The sequence below is a fragment of the Pantoea dispersa genome (genome assembly GCF_035783935.1).
GTDB lineage: Bacteria > Pseudomonadota > Gammaproteobacteria > Enterobacterales > Enterobacteriaceae > Pantoea > Pantoea dispersa_C.
In genome coordinates this window covers 855269-872270 of the sequence record NZ_JALKOV010000001.1, presented here as the reverse complement: position 1 = coordinate 872270, position 17002 = coordinate 855269, and the positions used below count along the sequence as shown (strand labels likewise).

The window sequence follows — 17002 nt, the reverse complement described above, 5'->3', positions numbered from 1 at the left end:
TAAAGCATTCTGCGCCGGACGTCAGGCGCGTATGAACACGGTTTTCGATTACGAAACAATTTGTCGTAGTTATCGGGATGAGCGCCCGCCAGTTTCTGGCAGGATACGCCGCACTTAGCGCCTTCTGGTCTCCGTGACATGCAGTGGTTTTCAAAAAACGCCGTTTTTTTTGCTGTAAAAACCTGTCTGGCCGCCTTTCTGGCATTGTATCTGGCACTTGAACTGAATCTCGATCGTCCCGCCTGGGCGCTGACCACGGTGTTTGTGGCGTCACAGCTTTATTCGGCCTCCACCATTTCGAAATCGCTGTTCCGCCTGCTGGGCACGCTGCTCGGCGGCGTATTTACTTTTTTTATCTTTCCGCTCACCGTAGCGCATCCGCTGTTGTTCAGCCTGTGTATTTCCCTGTGGGTGAGTCTGTGCCTCTATCTGTCGCTGCATGACCGTACACCCAAAAGCTATGTCTTTATGCTGGCGGGCTACAGCGCCGCGATCATGGGCTTTCCTGAAGTGACGACGCCGCTCGGCATCACCAGCACCGTGCTGTCGCGTATTGAGGAAATTACGTTAGGCATTGTGTGCAGCAGTCTGGTGCACGCGCTGTTGTTTCCGGTCTCGATGCGCAGTCTGCTGGAGCAGAGCGTCAGTCAGTGGTATCTCACCGGGCGCAAGCTGTGCCGCGATTTGCTCTCCGGTATTCCGGCTGACCGCTCGCCGGAGCGCGATGAAATTCTCAGCCGGATGGCCACCAATCCGCAGCAGGTGGAAATTCTGATTACTCACTGCGTGTACGAGGGCGACGCGGCCCGGCGGCTGATTCGCCTGGTCAGCACGCAGTATCAGCATCTCTCTTATCTGATCCCGACGCTGACGGCGATTGAGATGCGCCTGCAGCGGCTGGCGGCGCGCCAGATTGCCTATCCTGCTTATGTTGAGCAGACCCTGCAACAGTTCCTTCTGTGGCTGAATGATGGCGAAGCGGTGGGCGATGTTATCGGCATCCAGCTGGAGCTGAGCCATTGTCAGGATCGGCTGAATGCGGCGTGGCGCAACAACGCGTTATCAACCGAACACTGTCTGCTGTTTACCGGCCTGCTGGAACGGCTGGTGGACTTTGTGCGCATCGCCGGGGCGTATCAGAGCGTGGGCGGGCTGGTAAGCGATCTTTCCGGCGACACGACGCTGGCGCGCGGTAAACGCACGCACCGCTTTTTTGATAAGGGGCTGATTCGGCTGTCCGCGCTGACCGCGTTTTGCGCCACCTTTGGTTCCTGCCTGCTGTGGATGGCAACCGGCTGGCGCGACGGGGCATCAGCGCCAGTGATGGCCGCGATTCTCAGCTCCTTCTTTGCCAGCCTTGATACGCCACTGACCTCCATGAAATTGTTTATTCGCGGCGTGATCGTGGCGATCTTCATCAGCGTAATTTACGTCGCGCTGCTGCTGCCGCAGGCAACGTCATTTGAAGCGTTAATCCTCTGTCTGGCACCGGGCTTGCTGCTGCTCGGGCTGATGATTGCGCGCCCGGCCAGCAACATGATCGGTTTGAGCGTGGCGATTCAGATCCCCGGCTTTATCGGGCTCGGGCATCATCTGAAACCCGATCTGGTGCTGCTGGTGAATAACGCGATTGCTTCAATGACCGGCGTTCTGTTTGCGGTGATCCTGACCGCGCTGATGCGCAACAAGCGTCCGTCATGGACTGCCCGCCGCGCGGTGCGTCACGGCCTGCGAGAACTGCTGCGCTTTATCAAGGAGATTGAGCGTAACGGCTCATCGCTGCTGGGACGCCAGCGCTTTATCAGCCTGATGCTGGATAAAGTTAACGTGGTGCTGCCGCGCCTGCATCTTGATCCGCAGTCCGATATGGCGCCGGCGGGAATGCTGCTGACCGAAGTGTGGCTGGGGGTCAACAGCTTTGACTACTATGCGCGCCATCAGGGGCTTCTTAGTCGCTATCAGCTGGACAGCGGGCAGATGTTCCACGAGCTGGGACTGTTCCTCAAGCGCAAGCTAAAAGCGCTGCAGACGCCGCCGCATGACGATTTGCAGGACGAGATCGATCTGCTGCTGATGCAGCTGGAACAGCTGGCGCAGAGTGATGATGCGCTGCTGCTGCCGCTGTTTCATCTGTTCAGTATCCGGCTGTACCTGTTCCCGCAGCAGGGCTGGCCAGTGGCCACGCCGCGCCAGACGGAACGCCTGCAACAGCATCGTTACCGGCTGCAGACTTAGCCATACCAGCTGTAGCCTTTAGGCACGCGGGAAAAGCCGATGCCCTTCAGGGCCGGCAGCAGCGATGACTGGCTGGCCGGCTGATCGTCCACCCGTTCAAGGATAAAGCTGTGGGTCTTTTCGCGACGTAATGCCTGGCCCAGCGCCATGACCGCCGCCTCACGTTGTTCCGCACTGGTTTCGCCAAAGGTTAACAGCTCTTTGCCGCCCGGCGGCAGCCACAGCATAACGCGCCCATTGCCAATCACCACCAGTGCGCCGCTGCGGCGGGTAGGCCGCACACCACCGATACTGAGCGACCACGCCAGCTGTACGCCAAAAGGATTGGCGGGATCCAGCACCGACAGCGCGATTGGCGGATGCGCGGCTTGCGAACTGCCCAGCTGGCGCAGACGGTCGATGGCTGGATTCTCAGCAAACTGCGCGCCGCCCATCCCGGCAACAAAGCGGCCACGCAGCAGCCGTCCGGCATCTTCCATACCGCGCAACAGCGGCTGTAGCGCCGGAAAGCCGCCGGGAATCTGCTCTGCCACGGCAGCTCCGCGCGTAATGACGCCGAAGCGGTCGAGCATATTTTCAGTCAGCGCCAGCGCGCGTTCGGTATCGGCCAGCGGCTGCCGTACAATCAGCGACCAGCGTCCGGCCATGCTGTTGAGTGAGGGCTGCGCAGTCGAGCCGCGGCTGGCCGCGAAGCTGGCGCGACTGTGGCGGCTACGGGCAGGGCGAACCGGACGCGCACGCGGTGTAACGCTGGTGGCGCTGAGCTGACGCAGCGCAGCCCAGGTATCCATGGTCAGATAGCCGCGCCACACCAGTTCCCACATTGCGGCAAAGACCTCGCCGGGATCGACAGGGTGTTCAGGCTGCGCCATCACGCGCGGCAATAGTTCGCGGGCGAACCAGCCGCCGCCATCCTGCAATTGCGCCACTATCGTCTGCTGCAAAGGTGACAGCGTCACATTATTACCCTCATCAGGCACAGGTAACGTTTCGCTGGCAAACTCACTCAGGTGCAGGGAGACCAGTCCGTCCTGCGCGCCAGGGGCCCGCTGGCCACTCCAGATGACTTCACCGGAAGAGAGCAATTCATCCAGCATCGCCGGCTGATAGTCACGCACCCGCGCTGGCAAAATCTGGCTTTCCCACAGCGAAACCGGCAGCGCCACGCCCGCCAGCTGTTCGATCACCCGCAGCACGCCGTTGATACCGGCAAAGGCGCCCTGTGCCGCGGATGCCGCGACGTCGCTCAGCAATCCCTGACGCTCAAGCAGAAACGCCACGTATGCCGGCGCGTCGACCGGTCGGGTGGCCTCGCGCGCCGCCTGTAGCGAGCGCACGCGCAGACGCCGAAACACGCTTTCTGCTACCCACTGCGTTGACGCATCGGCCGCAGGCGAGAGGAAATCACCTTTCAGTACGCGTTGCTGCTGACGCAGCGCTTCCAGCGTGTCATCGACCACGGCCCGGCCCAGGCCAAAGCGGGCGGCGATTTGCAGACTGGTGGCAACGGCATGGGTGCGCAGGTAACGGTTGAGCAGATCGTGCAGCGGACGGGCCACCGGCGCGCGCAGTGCAGCGGGCAAATCAGCAGGCAGCGCGGTGCCCAGCGCGTCGCGCAGCCGCACGCCATCTTCTGCCACTGCCCAGCGCGGCTCCGCCGCAATCGTAACCTGAATAATGCGTTGCGCCTGCTGCAGCGCCGTGAGCAGCGGCGGTAACGCCGCCTCGCCGCTGTAGCGCGCCGTGATTTCCGGCAAGTTGAGCGGCCCCAGCTCACGCAGCAGATCAACCACGGCTTCCTGCGTGCTGGCCTGATATTCGGGGACGGTGCGCTGCAGCTCCTGCTCAACGCGTGCCACCACCTCGGGCGCCAGCAATTCGTGCATTTCAACCTGGCCCAGCAGATCGCGCAGCAGCGTGCTGTCGAGCGCCAGCATTGAGGCGCGACGCTCCGCCTGCGGTGCATCGCTGGCATACATGAATTCGGCGACATAGCCAAACAGCAGCGGCGCAGCAAAGGGCGAGGGCGTGTCGGTGGTGACTTCAGCCAGCTTCACCTCGCCCTGGTGTATCCGCGCCATCAGCTGATGCAGCGCTGGCAGGTCATACACGTCCTGCAGGCACTCGCGCGCGGTCTCGATCAAAATCGGGAAATCGTCGAACTGACGTGCGACTTCCAGCAGCTGGCCGGCGCGCAGTCGCTGCTGCCACAGCGGCGATCGTTTACCGGGATTACGGCGCGGCAGCAGCAGGGCGCGCGCGGCGCATTCGCGGAAACGGGCGGCAAACAGCGCGGAATGGCCCACGGCTGCGGTAACCAGCCGCTGCAACTCGTCGGGCGGAAACAGAAACAGCTCAGCGCCCGGCACCCGGCCTTCACTGTCGGGGAAACGCGCGACAATGCCATCATCGCTGGCGACCACGGCCGGATCGAGGCCCATCAGGCGGCCAATCCGTTCCGCGATCGCCAGCGCCCACGGCGCATGGACGCGCTGACCATACGGCGAATGCAAAATCACCCGCCAGTCACCGGTTTCATCACGACAGCGCTCAATCAGCAGCGTGCGATCGGTTGGCAATACGCCGGTGGCGGCGATCTGCTCATCGATCAGCGCACGAATGTTGTGTCGGGCATTGGCGTCAAGGTTGTCGCCGCTCAACGACGCATCGCTGGCGGCATGGCGCAAATAACGGCCAATGGCTGCGCCCAGTGTCGCCGATCGCCCGGGACTGTCGCCGTGCCAGAACGGCAGGCGCGCCGAGCGCCCGGGCGCTGGCACCACGACTACCTGATCGTGGGTAATTTGCTGGATACGCCATGAGGTGGCACCGAGGGTGATGATGTCGTTAATCCGCGACTCATACACCATTTCCTCATCCAGCTCGCCAACCCGGCGTGCACCGGACTGTTCTTCGCCCTCCGGCAGCATTACGCTGAACATGCCGCGATCGGGAATGGTGCCGCCGCTGGTGACGGCCAGATGCTGCGCGCCGGGGCGACCACTCAATGTATGGTTGACCCGATCCCAGATAATGCGCGGGCGCAGAGTAGCAAACTCGTCCGAAGGGTAACGGCCAGACAGCATATCGAGCACCGCATCGAAGACGTTACGCGGTAACGTTTTAAAGGGATCGGCACGGCGCACCTGCTGATACCATTCCTCAACCACAAGTGTATCCATGGCCGCCGCCGCCACCGTATGCTGCGCCAGAATATCGAGCGGATTGTGCGGCAGCGCGATGGCATCCAGTTCACCTGCCAGCATCGCATCCACCGTCACGGCGGCATCAACCAGATCGCGGCGCGTGCGTGGCCAGATAATGCCTTTCGGCGTACCGCCGACCTGGTGACCGGCACGGCCGACACGCTGCAGCGCGCTGGCTACCGAAGGCGGCGCACCCACCTGAATCACCAGATCGATATCGCCCATATCAATGCCCAGCTCAAGACTGGATGTCGCCACCACGCAGCGCAGTTCGCCGGCTTTAAGGGCGTTCTCAATCTCCAGCCGCTGCTCTTTCGACACCGAGCCATGATGGGAACGAGCGATATACTCTTCAGCAGGCGTGGCGCGTTTCTCCGTTCCGCCGCTGAAGGAGCCATAGGCCAGCGCCGGTTCGGTCACGCCACTTTCAGGCGCTGAGCGCCGTGCATATAGTTCATTGAGCCGCGCGGTGAGCTTCTCCGCCAGCCCGCGCGAATTGGTAAACACCAACGTCGCGCGGTGGCGCAGCACCTCATCCAGAATGCCGGCTTCGATGTGCGGCCAGATGGAACCGGCGGCAAGGCTGGATTCCTGTGCAGCCCGTGCATCGGGACGCTGCTGGATGTCCGTCATGTCCTCCACCGGCACGGTGATGGTCAGCTGAAGCGGTCGCTGCGCCGGAGGATTGACGATGCGCGTGGTGGCCGCGCCACCGAGGAAGGCGGCGACCGCTTCCGGCGGCCGCACCGTTGCCGACAGGCCAATGCGCTGGGCGGGCTGAGACAGCAAAACATCCAGCCGCTCCAGACTGAGCGCCAGGTGCGCGCCGCGTTTGCTGCCGGCCACCGCATGCACTTCATCGATGATCACGGTTGAGATACCGCGCAGCGTTTCTCGTGCCTTTGAGGTCAGCAGCAGGAAGAGCGATTCCGGGGTCGTGATCAGGATGTCCGGCGGACGGCGCTGCAGCTTTGCCCGTTCGGCGCTGCGCGTGTCGCCGGAACGCATGCCGACCTCGAGGGTGATATCAGCCTCGCCCAGCGCCTGTCGCTGTGCGGCGACACCGGCCAGCGGCAGGGCCAGGTTGCGCTGCACATCCGCTGCGAGCGCTTTCACCGGTGAAATATACAGGATGCGCGTCTTATGCGTACGCGCCACGGGTTCGTCACGGCTGCGCTCGCGGAACAGCGCATCAATGGCGTGCAGGAAGGCTGCCAGCGTTTTGCCGGAGCCGGTCGGCGCAATCACCAGGCAGTGTTGGCCGCTGGCAATCGCGCGCCAGGCTTCCTGCTGCACGGGCGTGGCCGCGCTAAACGTCTGGCGGAACCACTGTTGCGTGGCAGGGGTAAACAGTGAAAGCGCTGAGGCTGGCATCCATGGCTCCTGCATTATCGAAAGGGCGATCAGCAGTGTAGCCTGCCGCAGCGTTTACGGCATTATCAGGATATTACTGCGGTGAGGGCGGCGCAATGTCGCGCCGCCCTCAGCAGGTTAGTGACAACGTCACTCAGGATAGATCGACTGCGCGAGTGCACCACGGCGGTCGAAACGACGCGCCCCCAGCCACAACAGCGCGGTTACGAACCAGCCAATGATCCATGACACATCGTTGCCGGCGAAAATCCACGTCAGGGAGCCGTGATGCAGCGGGTTGTCAATGAAGGGCAGCTGCACCAGCACGCCGAGGAAATACGTGATGATGCCTGCCCAGTTCCAGCGACCGTAGCGGCCATCCGGCTGCGACAGCGCAGGCACATCAACTTTACCTTTGGTAATCAGATAAAAATCCGTCAGGCTAATGGCGCTCCACGGCACAAAAAAGGCCAGCAGAAACAGCAGGAAGTGGGTAAATGATTTGAGAAATGCCGGTTCGCTGAGCAACGCGATGATGCAGGAGAGCGTCACCATCAGCACCACAAACAGGATGCGTCCGCCGCGACTGATCGCGGTTTGCTGACGAAAACCGGACACGATGGTGGTCAGCGACATAAAACTACCGTAGGCATTGAGCGTGGTGAAGGTGATTTTGCCAAAACAGATGGCGAAGTAGATCACCATCGCCATGGTGGCGCTGCTGCCCAGCCCGACGATATAGCCCACTTCGTTGCCGGAGAACGCGTTGCCGGCGATTGCTGCCACGATCACGCCCAGCGTCATCGATGCCTGCGTGCCCAGCACGGTACCAAAAAACACCGAACTGAACAGTTTATTCGCGGAGACATTCACCGGCAGATAGCGCGAGTAGTCTGAAACATAAGGGCAAAACGCAATCTGCCACGACGAGGAGAGCGACACCGCCAGCAGAAAACTGGCAACGCTAAAGTGCTGATTTTGCCAGACTGTCGCTAAATCGTGGCGGGAGAGCAGGGTGATGAACAGGTAAACGAAGGCCAGCACGCCGATCACGCTCGCCACTTTGCCGAGTTTATGAATGACCCGATAGCCGAGCACCGCAATCACAATAATGATGGCGCTGAAGATGATCATGCCGGCCGCGTTGCTGACGTTCACCAGCTTCGCCAGCGCCTGTCCGGCCAGCACCGTGCCGCTGGCCGAAAAGCCCACGTACATAATGCACACCAGCACCAGCGGGATCACCGCGCCAAACACGCCAAACTGCATTCGGCTGGTAATCATTTGCGGCAGGCCGAGGCGCGGTCCCTGAATCGCGTGCAGCGACATGATTGCCGCGCCGACAATCTGACCCACCAGTAAACCCACAATCGACCACACCACGTCGCCGCCCAGAACCACGGCCAGCGCACCGGTAACAATCGCTGTGATTTGCAAATTGCCACCAAACCACAGCGTGAACTGGCTGAACGGCTGCCCATGACGCTCGTTGAGCGGGATGTAATCAATAGAACGTGTTTCTGACAGGCGCTGTTTCTCTGCGCCTGAATACTCTGCGGCAGGTATCTGAGCGGACATAGTTTCCTCGCTGGAACGGCTAAAGGTGGTTAGTCATTGATTTTTCTTGTTAGTCAGTCGTAAATGTCACGAAACATACATGTATATACATGTAGCGATATTGTCACGAGGTTGCTGTGGTTACAAGCTGACCGGTCATTGGAAATTGTGATGACGCTGGCAATGTTGTCCGTTAATGTCAGCAGATTGGCCGACAACGGACGCGCACACAGGTGATGATGTGCTCAATGCCGCGTCACCACCGGTGGCGACCAGGATAACCCGCGGAAGGAGTGATGCAGACAGTGATTGAAACAGAACGCTTACGACTGGAACCGTTCGCGCTGAGCCATCTTGCGGGCTTGCGCGCGATGGATGATGATCCGGAAATTATGCGCTATATCAATGCGGGCCAGGTGAAAAGTGCCGACGAAACGCTGGCGACCATCGAACGCGTGCAGCAGCGCTGGCAGCGCTACGGTTTTTCCTGGTGGGCGCTGCGCGAGAAGAGCAGCGATGAGATCGTCGGCGCAGCCTGTCTGCAGCATCTGGCGAATCAGGAGCAGGCGCCGCTGGAAATTGGCTGGCGCTTGTTGCGCAGCGCGCAGGGCAAAGGCTATGCCACTGAAGCGGCCCGGGCGATTGTACGTTACGCCAGCGAGCAGGTTGGCACTGATTATCTGGTTGCGGTGGCGGATCCGGAAAACCTGCCATCACATCGGGTAATGCAGCGGCTGGGTATGCGCTATCGCGGTATCGAGCAGCATTACGACCAGCCCTGCGTGGTTTATGAGCTGAAAATGAAGAGCGCCCCGGAACATTCGTGATGCAGAGCGCACATCCCTGGTAGCGGCGCGATTAATCGCCGCTACTAAACATGCCATTACGGGTTACCCGGTAAGGGCGCGCTCAATACCCTGGCACCTGCGCGGCTTTCATAATCAGATTCGCCACCGCCTGTGGCTGGGAGATCAGCGACACATGGCTGGCCTTCAGCTCGATGGTCTGTGCATGCATGCGCTTCGCCATGAAGCGCTGCAGATCCGGATTGATAGTCCGATCCTCCGTCGACACCGCATACCAGCTCGGTTTGCTGTGCCAGGCCGCCACGCTGGTTTTCGCCATCGTAATGGCTTTACCCATTGGCTGCTGTACCGCGTAATAAGCCCGGGCTTCGCTTTCCGGCAGGTCGCCGGCAAAGTCGTGGATAAACGCCGGTTCACTGAGCGCCCCAAAGCCGTCGTCACGCCACTGCACGCCAGCGGCAACCGGTGCCGCAGGGAACTTTTTGGTCAGCGCCGGATAATCTTCACCGGCCTCCGGCGCGCGCGCCGCGATATACACCAGCCCCATCACGTCAGGTTCATCGCCCGCCTGGCTGATAACCATGCCGCCGTAAGAGTGCGCAACCAGAATCACCGGTCCGTCCTGCTGTGCCAGCGCGCGTTTCACCGCTGCCACGTCGTCATTCAGCGACGTCGTTGGGTTTTGTACCGCGGTGACGTGCAGACCTTTCGCCTGCAACAGTGGGATGACTTTGCCCCAGCTGGAACCATCAGCGTACAGGCCATGGACCAGCACAATATTTTTTACTTCCTGCGGCGCGGCAGCACTGTCCGCGTGGGCCAGGCTCACGCTCAGGGCAGAAAGCACTAACGCCGTAACGGCAGTGAATTTACGTAATGTCATGATCGGTCCTCATAATTCATTGGGGTTCATGCGCTACTGTAAGCGCCGGGGACCAACAATCCGCTGACGTGGACATGACAAAATAATGACAGCGGCATACTGTCGCTGCAGAAGATTTAAAATTAATAAAAGCAGCGCATTAGCCGACAGTGGGACGACAGCCGCTATGCTTGATACAGACGATGTCCTATCAACCCGTGTGTATCAAACAGGAGTGCTGAATCGACTATGCTGTTGCGCAAAAAGAAAATCCGTTCTCACAGCGAAGACCGACTGCTGGCGTTAACGCTGGCCACCACGGCCGGTATTCTCAACGCTATGGCGTTCGGCGCATTTGGTTTTTTCCCGTCGCACATGACCGGCAACACCTCGCAGATCTCGGCAGAGGTGAACGGGTCGGATCTGCACGACCTGCTATTTCTCGCCGTCCTGATTCTTGCTTTCGTCTGTGGCGCCATGCTGGCGCGATTAACGGTGGCTTATGGGTTAAAGCGCAATCTGCGCACCATTTATTGCCTTGTATTACTGGGTGAGGGCATTTTGCTGCTGCTGACCTCCCTGGTTGAAATCCTGTGGTATTCCGAACGTAACAACGGCGAAATTCTGGTTACGCTGAGTCTGCTGATGGGCATCCATAACTCAACCTCAACCCAGCTTTCTTCCGGTCGCGTTCGCTCCACGCACGTGACCGGCACACTGACCGACGCCGGCATCGCACTGGGATCCTGGCTACGCGCATCCTTCAGTCAAAGCGAGGCCGCCGATCGCGATGGCCACCGCACCGTGCTGTTTACTCACCTGGTCACCATCTTCTCGTTTCTCTCCGGTTGTGTAGTGGGCTATCTGCTGTTCAAACGTTTCGGATTTGAAGCCATGGCCGGGCTGGGCGTGGTGCTGGCGCTGGTTGCCGCCGGCGGCATCGCCAGAACCCTGCATTTAACCGGCATGCGATTTTGGTGAAAGCTGAAGAACAGTTTTCCAATTTGAAGGGGCTAAAGGTACCTCTTTGAGGCTATGTTATGACGGCAATCGGTTTAGCGAGGACCTGGATTTCGCCGACGGCATCAACTTTTCCGGTGCGGATTTAAAAAACATCAAGGTCTGTATCGAAGACTATCTCGGCACGCGTTACGGTTTAGCAGTTACGGTCAAAGAGCCTGCAGAACTTCGCCGCCAGCCCGGCTATGAAGAGATCAGAAGAGCAGGGGACGGGCGCTGTCAAGCGGGCTGCACGCTCAGAGAGCGGATTTTTTTGTTAATTTGCCGTCTGGTTTTCTCACAGACGCTATAACTTACTATTCCTGCTTCAACAAACTGCTGATGAGGTAAAACAATGGATAACACCATGATAACGGATGAATTTTCCAAAGATTTGTCTGCGTTTGTCGGGACGCATTTCGTTTATACCTATGATAATGGCTGGAAATATGAGTGGTACGCGCGCAACGCCACGACCTGTGATTATCGTATCCATCAGGGATTGGTTGGCGGCCGCTGGGTGACCAACCAAAGCATGAATGCGGTGCAGTTCGCACCGGGCATTTATAAAGTTGACTGGCACGAGCCGACCGGCACCTGCGTCAGTCTGCTGTTTGATATCAACCGCGAGGTGATTCACGGCACCATCTTTTTTCCGCAGTGGATTGCTGGCGAAGGACAACATCCGGAAAAAACCATCTGCTATCAGAATGAATTTATCGAAGATATGCATCGTTTCCGTGATGAAGGGCCAGCGTATCCGTACGTGGTGATTCCTGAGTTTGCCAAAGTGACCTACATGAAGAATGAAGGCCCGGATAATGATGCAGTGATCAACATGCCGCCAGGACAAATGCCGGAAGATTATTTTAAAGATAAATAAGGGTGGCAATCCGCAGACGGCGCCGGATTAGGTCGCCATGAATGGCGACCCTACGATTGCGCTACGTGAAATCTGACAAAAGCGCGGAGGGATTCCCGAAAAGTTTTCGCGTAGCGTTGTCATGCTGGATGAGCTAAAGACATGATTAAAGCTGCAAATTGCGAAGCTGACTGTGCAGCCAGTTGTAGGGTGCGCATTGATGCGCACCAGGATAACGCTATGGTGTCCATGAAAAATCGATAGCGTAAGTTTTCGCGTAGCGTTGTCGTGGTGGAATGATGTGGGCGAGTTGAGGGCCGTGAAGGGCGAAGCTGGGAAATTGAGATACGTGATCAGATATCTTATTTAACATAATATACATTATGCGCCATTTGATTGTAATGGCTAAATTCAGATGTCCGCCCCTGGCCAGATGCATGAACTGAATATTCAGGCTATCTGTACCAATACCCGTTCTGCCAAAGGACTCGTGTATCAATTATGGGGCTGAGTTTTAACACGCGTCAGTGTCTCAGCCTGTAATCGATTTACTCATATTGACACCTGTAACCCCGAATCCGCTGGTTTCATAACCCGTAGTTTGATTCGATTTCACAGGCATAATCATTCACAAAGTATTCGACATAAGCAGGATACTCATCTTTTGTCATCGGTCGGAAAGAAATCACATTGGGCCTCTCAGTTTTATAGTAGAAATAGATTCACAGGCACGACGTTATGAGACTTTACGTAGTTAATCCTGCAATGCGCAGAGAACAGCAATATTTGACGGGTAAACGACGTCGCGAGTATTTCTCAGCTCATCCAGATCCCACCACCGATAACTATCAATGACTGACCTCTCATTTTCAGTCCATCCACTGGTACAGATATCTTCATCTCCTGTTTTAATTAAATAAAATCGCTCATTTGCCAAAACCACCTCACCACTGGGAAGCGTCATTTCAAAAATTCGCTCAGTTAACGGTTGACCCACATCATCAACATAAAAGCCTGTTTCCTCTCTGAGTTCTCTGATGGCTGCCTGTTCAAAAGTCTCTCCCGGTTCAACGCCTCCACCGGGAGTAGCCCAATATACTCTGCCTGACAGCGCATTATTTTTATGCTTAAACAAAAATAATAAAACCTGATTAAGGGAATTTATAATTAGCAAACGAGCCGAATTGCGGATGCGCATCTGATAACGCCTTAATGATTTCAAATACAAATTAGCATAACTGATTGGGACCAGAAAAACAAAATAAGCAGAGACAGCGTGTCGGTCATCTCAGGTCTTAGCCTGCACATTGGTTAGCATCACTCAATGCGCTAACGCGTCTATGCGCAGTAAGCGCGCTGTCGAGACAAATTCATTACCCTCAGTGATAGCTTATCGTGAACATCGCCTTGCTATTTGCTTTACCCGGCGTAACAGTTGTGCCTGTCTGGATATAGCGAGCTAATAAGACTATGGCTTGCGTACTTTCACCTGTTGAGAGAAATTCCTGCTTAATAACTTTACTTAGGTCAATCGGCGTCGCTTGCTGTCCCGTTGCCATTTGGATAGCAATACCTGAGGCGGAATTCTCTTCATTACTTAAATTAAAAATACCATTAGCGACATCAACAACCCCAAATGTCGGTAAAATTTGGACTTCAAAATAATTTCGCGCCATAAGTCCAGCCTGTGTGCTTCCACCAATATTGTATAAAGGAGGACTATCGATATTGGTGTAAGTACCGTGAAACACCGGGCAGTCATGTAGATAGATCAAGAAGCCTTTCCATGGAGTATTTGATGTTTTACCATTAAAATACTTATCCAGCCCATAACTCCCCATCGGCACATTTACATCGGAAGTCTTACACGTGCCCGCAACAACGTTAATCGAGCCAGCAAAGTTCTCCCGGAATACTTCTTTCGGTAATCCTGTCACCGGGCGGTTGCTGCTCACATTTAATACCACCGTCGGTAATTGTGTACCGTTGATAATGCCAGGTCCGATTGGCCCGGTTTTAATGAAAGCGAGAGAAAACTGATTTCTGATTAATGTTGCTTTATCACCGTATTCTGTTGAAGGATACTCCCATTTTTGCAGAGGTACGCCATTAATGGCTTTATCTTTGGATTGGTCATAACCATCCTCATTGATTACCGCCACGCCAATTCCCGGTACTGACGTTTGATAGACTGCGCCGGGATAATTTCCCGTCCAGCCAGGAACAAGCGGCTGAGTATTAGTTAAGCTCACAAATTGCTGAACCGGAAATGGATTATTGCTATCTGAAGTATGGCACACCAGTTGAGGTGTGAAACTGTCTGCCGACCTCAGTCTCTGACGATGAATAATGGTACCCACTGGCACATCAGCGCCAACCGTAATATTAGGCGTGATCAGATTGATGGTGAAATTTTTATGCCCGTTGTTTGCAGGAAAATCACAGTCATCCGCCTGCGCCATCCCACTCACTAATCCACTCGCCAGGCTGAGGCTAAGCGTTAATAAGATCTTTTTCATTGTCGGTCGTCTGGAAAGGTTTGCAGTGAAAATGTCACACCTGCACCTTCGCATGAATCAGACACGCCGCCACAGGCTGTAGGAACCGGACGACAGGATAGACATCCCTCCCCGGCTCGCTATATAGTAAACGCGCATCTCACTTCTGATTGCCGTAGGCGTTACCGTCATCCAACGCGCCCTGAACCGGAATGGGCCTCTGCGCAGAGGAAAACCGGAACAGCGCCACGGCATCATTCACTCTTCATACGCATCCTGTCTCACCGGGATCGATTGCAGTGCGTCACCGCACGTGGCCTTTCATTCTCTGATTGATAAGGCACCACCATGAAACTGACCAACAACACCCTGCTCATCACCGGCGCTACCAGCGGTATTGGCCGCCGGCTGGCCGAGGCTTTTCACGATCGCGGTAACCGCGTCATTATCACTGGCAGACGTCAGGCGCTGCTCGATGAAATCACCGCCCAGCGTCCGGCCATTACCGGCTTTGCTCTGGACGTTAACGACGCCAGCGCCCTCGCCCGCTGTTCCGCGGCGATTCACGCGCAGTTCCCGCATGTCAACGTGCTGATCGCCAACGCCGGTATCTCGCAACCGGAAACGGTGACGGCGGACGAATGGACCAGTGATATTGCTGAGCAAATAGTGATGACCAACATCCTCGGCGTGATTCGCATCACCGCCGCTTTTTTACCGCTGCTGCGCCGTCAGCCGCAGGCCACGCTGATGGCAACCAGTTCCGCGCTGGCCTTCCTGCCGCTGGCCAGTTTTCCCACCTACTGCGCCAGCAAAGCTTTTCTGCATTCCTGGCTGGTTTCGCTGCGTCATCAGCTGCGTGACACGTCGGTCGAGGTGCTGGAAATGCTGCCGCCGTATTTACAGACGGCGCTGACCGGTAATCAACAGCTGAGCGATCCGCGTGCCATGCCGCTGGACGACTACATCGGGCAGATCATGCAGATGCTGGAAAATGGTCCGGTTGCGCGCGGTGAACTGCTGCTGGAGCGCGACCATGCGCGGCGCTGGGCCGAACGGGACGGCAATTTTGACGCGATATTTGACATGATGAATCCGCGCTAATCCGCTTTGACCCGGTGCGTCCGGCAGCGCACCGGGTCTATCACGATGTATGTAAAGTCGCGCCGTGGCTGAAGTGCGCCAGCACCCGTTCTACCGCGGGATTGGCCTGCGCCTGAACCGCATAGCAAATGCCAACGCGCCGCATCAGCGTTCGGCCCGGTGGATGCACTGCTTAACATTGCGGGCGTGATGCTGCTGGGCGCGATTGAACAACAGGATGCCGGCGAATGGGATAAGATGTTCGATGTCAACGTGAAGAGCCTGCTCAATGGTATGCATGCGGTCATTTCAGGCATGATTGACCGTAAAAGGGGCACGATCATGAATATCAGCTCAGTGGCCGGACCGAAGACGTTTACTAATTATTTTTGTATGTTGGCACTAAATTCGCTGTACATGTCTTGTCGAAAAAACTGCGCGAAGAGCTGTCGCCGCATAATGTACGCGTGATCGTCATCGCGCCCTGCTTGCCGCAACGCTCTCCAACCTGATGAGTGCCACCATTGCCGGCTTCTTTATCGGTATCGGCTAAAGTGCCATCCGGGCATTACGCCTCTGTGCGTCCCTGCCCGGTTTTCATCGGTGCCACCACCACATTCACGCCCAACTCCTGCATGCGACGCAGCACCGGCACCGGCGTGCCCTGATTCACGATCACCACATCAAACTCACTCAGGTGGGCAAAGCGATGCAGCGCACGCCGCTCAAACTTGGTGTTATCCATCATCAGGATGCGCTTCTGCGCCGCCTCGAACATCGCGCGTTTAGTTTCCACCGTTTCGGCCGACTGATGAAACACCGCATCATCAATGATCGCCGACATGCTGACAAAAAACACATCGGCGCGCAGGCTGGCGATTTCGTCTCGCGTCATGCGCCCCATAAAGGCGTTACACCAGTGATGAAACTGGCCGCCGAGGCCCATCAGGGTAATATCGCGTCCGTTGCGCAGCTCATTCATTAACGTCAGCGAATTGGTGATCACCGTAAGAGGCGCTTTGGCAGCCAGCAGCCGCGCCATCTGCAGCACGGTGGTGGAATCATCCAGAAACAGCGCCTGCCCCGGCTCCAGGTAACTGGCGGCGACGTCGGCGATCGCCTGCTTCTCTTCGAGCTGGCGCGTTGCGCGGTAGAGATCGCTGGATTCCACCAGGCTGGTCGGCGTGGCGGAGACCACACCGCGCGATTTATGCAGCAGCCCGCGCTCAACCATCTCGTCAATATCGCGATGGGCGGTCATCAGGCTGATACCGAAACGCTCGGTAATATCTTCGATCCGCACCGCGCCTTCAGCCATCACGGCTTCGGCGATCAGCTGACGTCGTGCCAGCTGGCGCGCCTGACGGCTGTCGCCCGGTAGGGTTTCATTCAGGAAGTGGCCTGCGGAGGGCTCTTGCGGGTTATGCGCCATGTTTCGTCCGGAAAGTGAAGCGGAGATGCAGTTTCGGCTTTGATTACAGCGCGTAAACGTTCTTTTTGCAAATCAGGCGCGTATCTGGCGCTATAGCAACCGATGACGG

Annotated in this window: 12 protein-coding genes and 3 pseudogenes; 9 read left to right on the top strand and 6 right to left on the bottom strand. The window is 57.1% G+C overall.

Annotated elements, in window-relative coordinates; translation table 11 throughout:
* The first annotated feature begins 138 nt into the window (after positions 1 to 138).
* The gene (locus tag MXF20_RS04255) at positions 139 to 2235 is read left to right on the top strand and encodes an FUSC family protein (protein WP_325967800.1); all 2097 of its coding nucleotides are present in this window, start codon (positions 139 to 141) and stop codon (positions 2233 to 2235) included.
* On the opposite strand, the gene MXF20_RS04250 is transcribed toward MXF20_RS04255, so the two are convergent.
* Both MXF20_RS04250 and MXF20_RS04245 read right to left on the bottom strand, forming a co-directional pair.
* On the bottom strand, positions 2232 to 6830 hold the full coding sequence (locus MXF20_RS04250; protein ID WP_325967799.1) for an ATP-dependent helicase: 4599 nt from the start codon (positions 6828 to 6830) through the stop codon (positions 2232 to 2234). The genes MXF20_RS04255 and MXF20_RS04250 overlap by 4 nt on opposite strands.
* Before the next feature lie 114 nt (positions 6831 to 6944).
* Positions 6945 to 8372, bottom strand: a complete 1428-nt coding sequence (locus tag MXF20_RS04245; protein ID WP_325967798.1) for a cytosine permease — start codon at positions 8370 to 8372, stop codon at positions 6945 to 6947.
* A 275-nt stretch (positions 8373 to 8647) separates the two neighbouring features.
* On the opposite strand from MXF20_RS04245, the gene MXF20_RS04240 reads away from it, so the two are divergent.
* Complete coding sequence (locus MXF20_RS04240; protein WP_325967797.1) at positions 8648 to 9178, top strand: GNAT family N-acetyltransferase; 531 nt, start codon at positions 8648 to 8650, stop codon at positions 9176 to 9178.
* A gap of 82 nt (positions 9179 to 9260) precedes the next feature.
* Here the strand turns inward: MXF20_RS04240 and MXF20_RS04235 are convergent, their stop codons facing one another.
* Positions 9261 to 10040 (bottom strand): alpha/beta hydrolase, encoded by a 780-nt coding sequence (locus MXF20_RS04235; RefSeq protein ID WP_325967796.1) that lies wholly within the window; start codon positions 10038 to 10040, stop codon positions 9261 to 9263.
* Between the two features lie 228 nt (positions 10041 to 10268).
* Here MXF20_RS04235 and MXF20_RS04230 point away from each other — a divergent pair, with 228 nt between their 5' ends.
* The 3 genes and pseudogenes from MXF20_RS04230 (at position 10269) to MXF20_RS04220 (ending at position 11901) form a co-directional block, all read left to right on the top strand.
* Positions 10269 to 11000, top strand: a complete 732-nt coding sequence (locus MXF20_RS04230) for a YoaK family protein (protein WP_325967795.1) — start codon at positions 10269 to 10271, stop codon at positions 10998 to 11000.
* Positions 11001 to 11022: 22 nt separating this feature from the next.
* Positions 11023 to 11238, top strand: a pseudogene (locus tag MXF20_RS04225) (nucleotidyl transferase AbiEii/AbiGii toxin family protein); the annotation flags it as partial.
* Between the two features lie 147 nt (positions 11239 to 11385).
* The gene (locus tag MXF20_RS04220) at positions 11386 to 11901 is read left to right on the top strand and encodes a phenolic acid decarboxylase (RefSeq protein ID WP_325967794.1); all 516 of its coding nucleotides are present in this window, start codon (positions 11386 to 11388) and stop codon (positions 11899 to 11901) included.
* A gap of 733 nt (positions 11902 to 12634) precedes the next feature.
* Here the strand turns inward: MXF20_RS04220 and MXF20_RS04210 are convergent.
* Positions 12635 to 13078: an NUDIX hydrolase gene (locus tag MXF20_RS04210; protein WP_325967793.1), complete on the bottom strand. Its 444-nt coding sequence runs from the start codon at positions 13076 to 13078 to the stop codon at positions 12635 to 12637.
* Positions 13079 to 13259: 181 nt separating this feature from the next.
* On the bottom strand, positions 13260 to 14399 hold the full coding sequence (locus MXF20_RS04205) for a fimbrial protein (protein ID WP_325967792.1): 1140 nt from the start codon (positions 14397 to 14399) through the stop codon (positions 13260 to 13262).
* 327 nt (positions 14400 to 14726) lie between these two features.
* On the opposite strand from MXF20_RS04205, the gene MXF20_RS04200 reads away from it, so the two are divergent.
* The 4 genes and pseudogenes from MXF20_RS04200 to MXF20_RS04190 all read left to right on the top strand — a co-directional run.
* On the top strand, positions 14727 to 15482 hold the full coding sequence (locus MXF20_RS04200) for an SDR family oxidoreductase (protein ID WP_325967791.1): 756 nt from the start codon (positions 14727 to 14729) through the stop codon (positions 15480 to 15482).
* A 189-nt stretch (positions 15483 to 15671) separates the two neighbouring features.
* Positions 15672 to 15845: pseudogene (locus MXF20_RS23385) on the top strand (SDR family NAD(P)-dependent oxidoreductase); the annotation flags it as partial.
* A 5-nt stretch (positions 15846 to 15850) separates the two neighbouring features.
* Complete coding sequence (locus tag MXF20_RS23380; RefSeq protein ID WP_418936826.1) at positions 15851 to 15973, top strand: SDR family NAD(P)-dependent oxidoreductase; 123 nt, start codon at positions 15851 to 15853, stop codon at positions 15971 to 15973.
* Positions 15940 to 16014: pseudogene (locus tag MXF20_RS04190) on the top strand (hypothetical protein); the annotation flags it as partial. The gene MXF20_RS23380 and the pseudogene MXF20_RS04190, both read left to right, overlap by 34 nt.
* A 15-nt stretch (positions 16015 to 16029) precedes the next feature.
* Here the strand turns inward: MXF20_RS04190 and MXF20_RS04185 are convergent.
* A complete protein-coding gene (locus MXF20_RS04185) occupies positions 16030 to 16893 on the bottom strand; it encodes a DeoR/GlpR family DNA-binding transcription regulator (RefSeq protein WP_325967789.1) in 864 nt (287 codons plus the stop codon).
* Positions 16894 to 17002 lie beyond the last annotated feature (109 nt).

What these genes read in the sequence shown, in the direction of transcription:
- MXF20_RS04205 (WP_325967792.1), bottom strand. Translation starts at nt 14,399, where the DNA reads ATGAAAAAGATCTTATTAACGCTTAGCCTCAGCCTGGCGAGTGGATTA.
- MXF20_RS04250 (WP_325967799.1), bottom strand. Translation starts at nt 6,830, where the DNA reads ATGCAGGAGCCATGGATGCCAGCCTCAGCGCTTTCACTGTTTACCCCT.
- MXF20_RS04235 (WP_325967796.1), bottom strand. Translation starts at nt 10,040, where the DNA reads ATGACATTACGTAAATTCACTGCCGTTACGGCGTTAGTGCTTTCTGCC.
- MXF20_RS04220 (WP_325967794.1), top strand. Translation starts at nt 11,386, where the DNA reads ATGATAACGGATGAATTTTCCAAAGATTTGTCTGCGTTTGTCGGGACG.
- MXF20_RS04210 (WP_325967793.1), bottom strand. Translation starts at nt 13,078, where the DNA reads ATGCGCATCCGCAATTCGGCTCGTTTGCTAATTATAAATTCCCTTAAT.
- MXF20_RS04200 (WP_325967791.1), top strand. Translation starts at nt 14,727, where the DNA reads ATGAAACTGACCAACAACACCCTGCTCATCACCGGCGCTACCAGCGGT.
- MXF20_RS04255 (WP_325967800.1), top strand. Translation starts at nt 139, where the DNA reads ATGCAGTGGTTTTCAAAAAACGCCGTTTTTTTTGCTGTAAAAACCTGT.
- MXF20_RS04185 (WP_325967789.1), bottom strand. Translation starts at nt 16,893, where the DNA reads ATGGCGCATAACCCGCAAGAGCCCTCCGCAGGCCACTTCCTGAATGAA.
- MXF20_RS04230 (WP_325967795.1), top strand. Translation starts at nt 10,269, where the DNA reads ATGCTGTTGCGCAAAAAGAAAATCCGTTCTCACAGCGAAGACCGACTG.
- MXF20_RS04245 (WP_325967798.1), bottom strand. Translation starts at nt 8,372, where the DNA reads ATGTCCGCTCAGATACCTGCCGCAGAGTATTCAGGCGCAGAGAAACAG.
- MXF20_RS04240 (WP_325967797.1), top strand. Translation starts at nt 8,648, where the DNA reads ATGCAGACAGTGATTGAAACAGAACGCTTACGACTGGAACCGTTCGCG.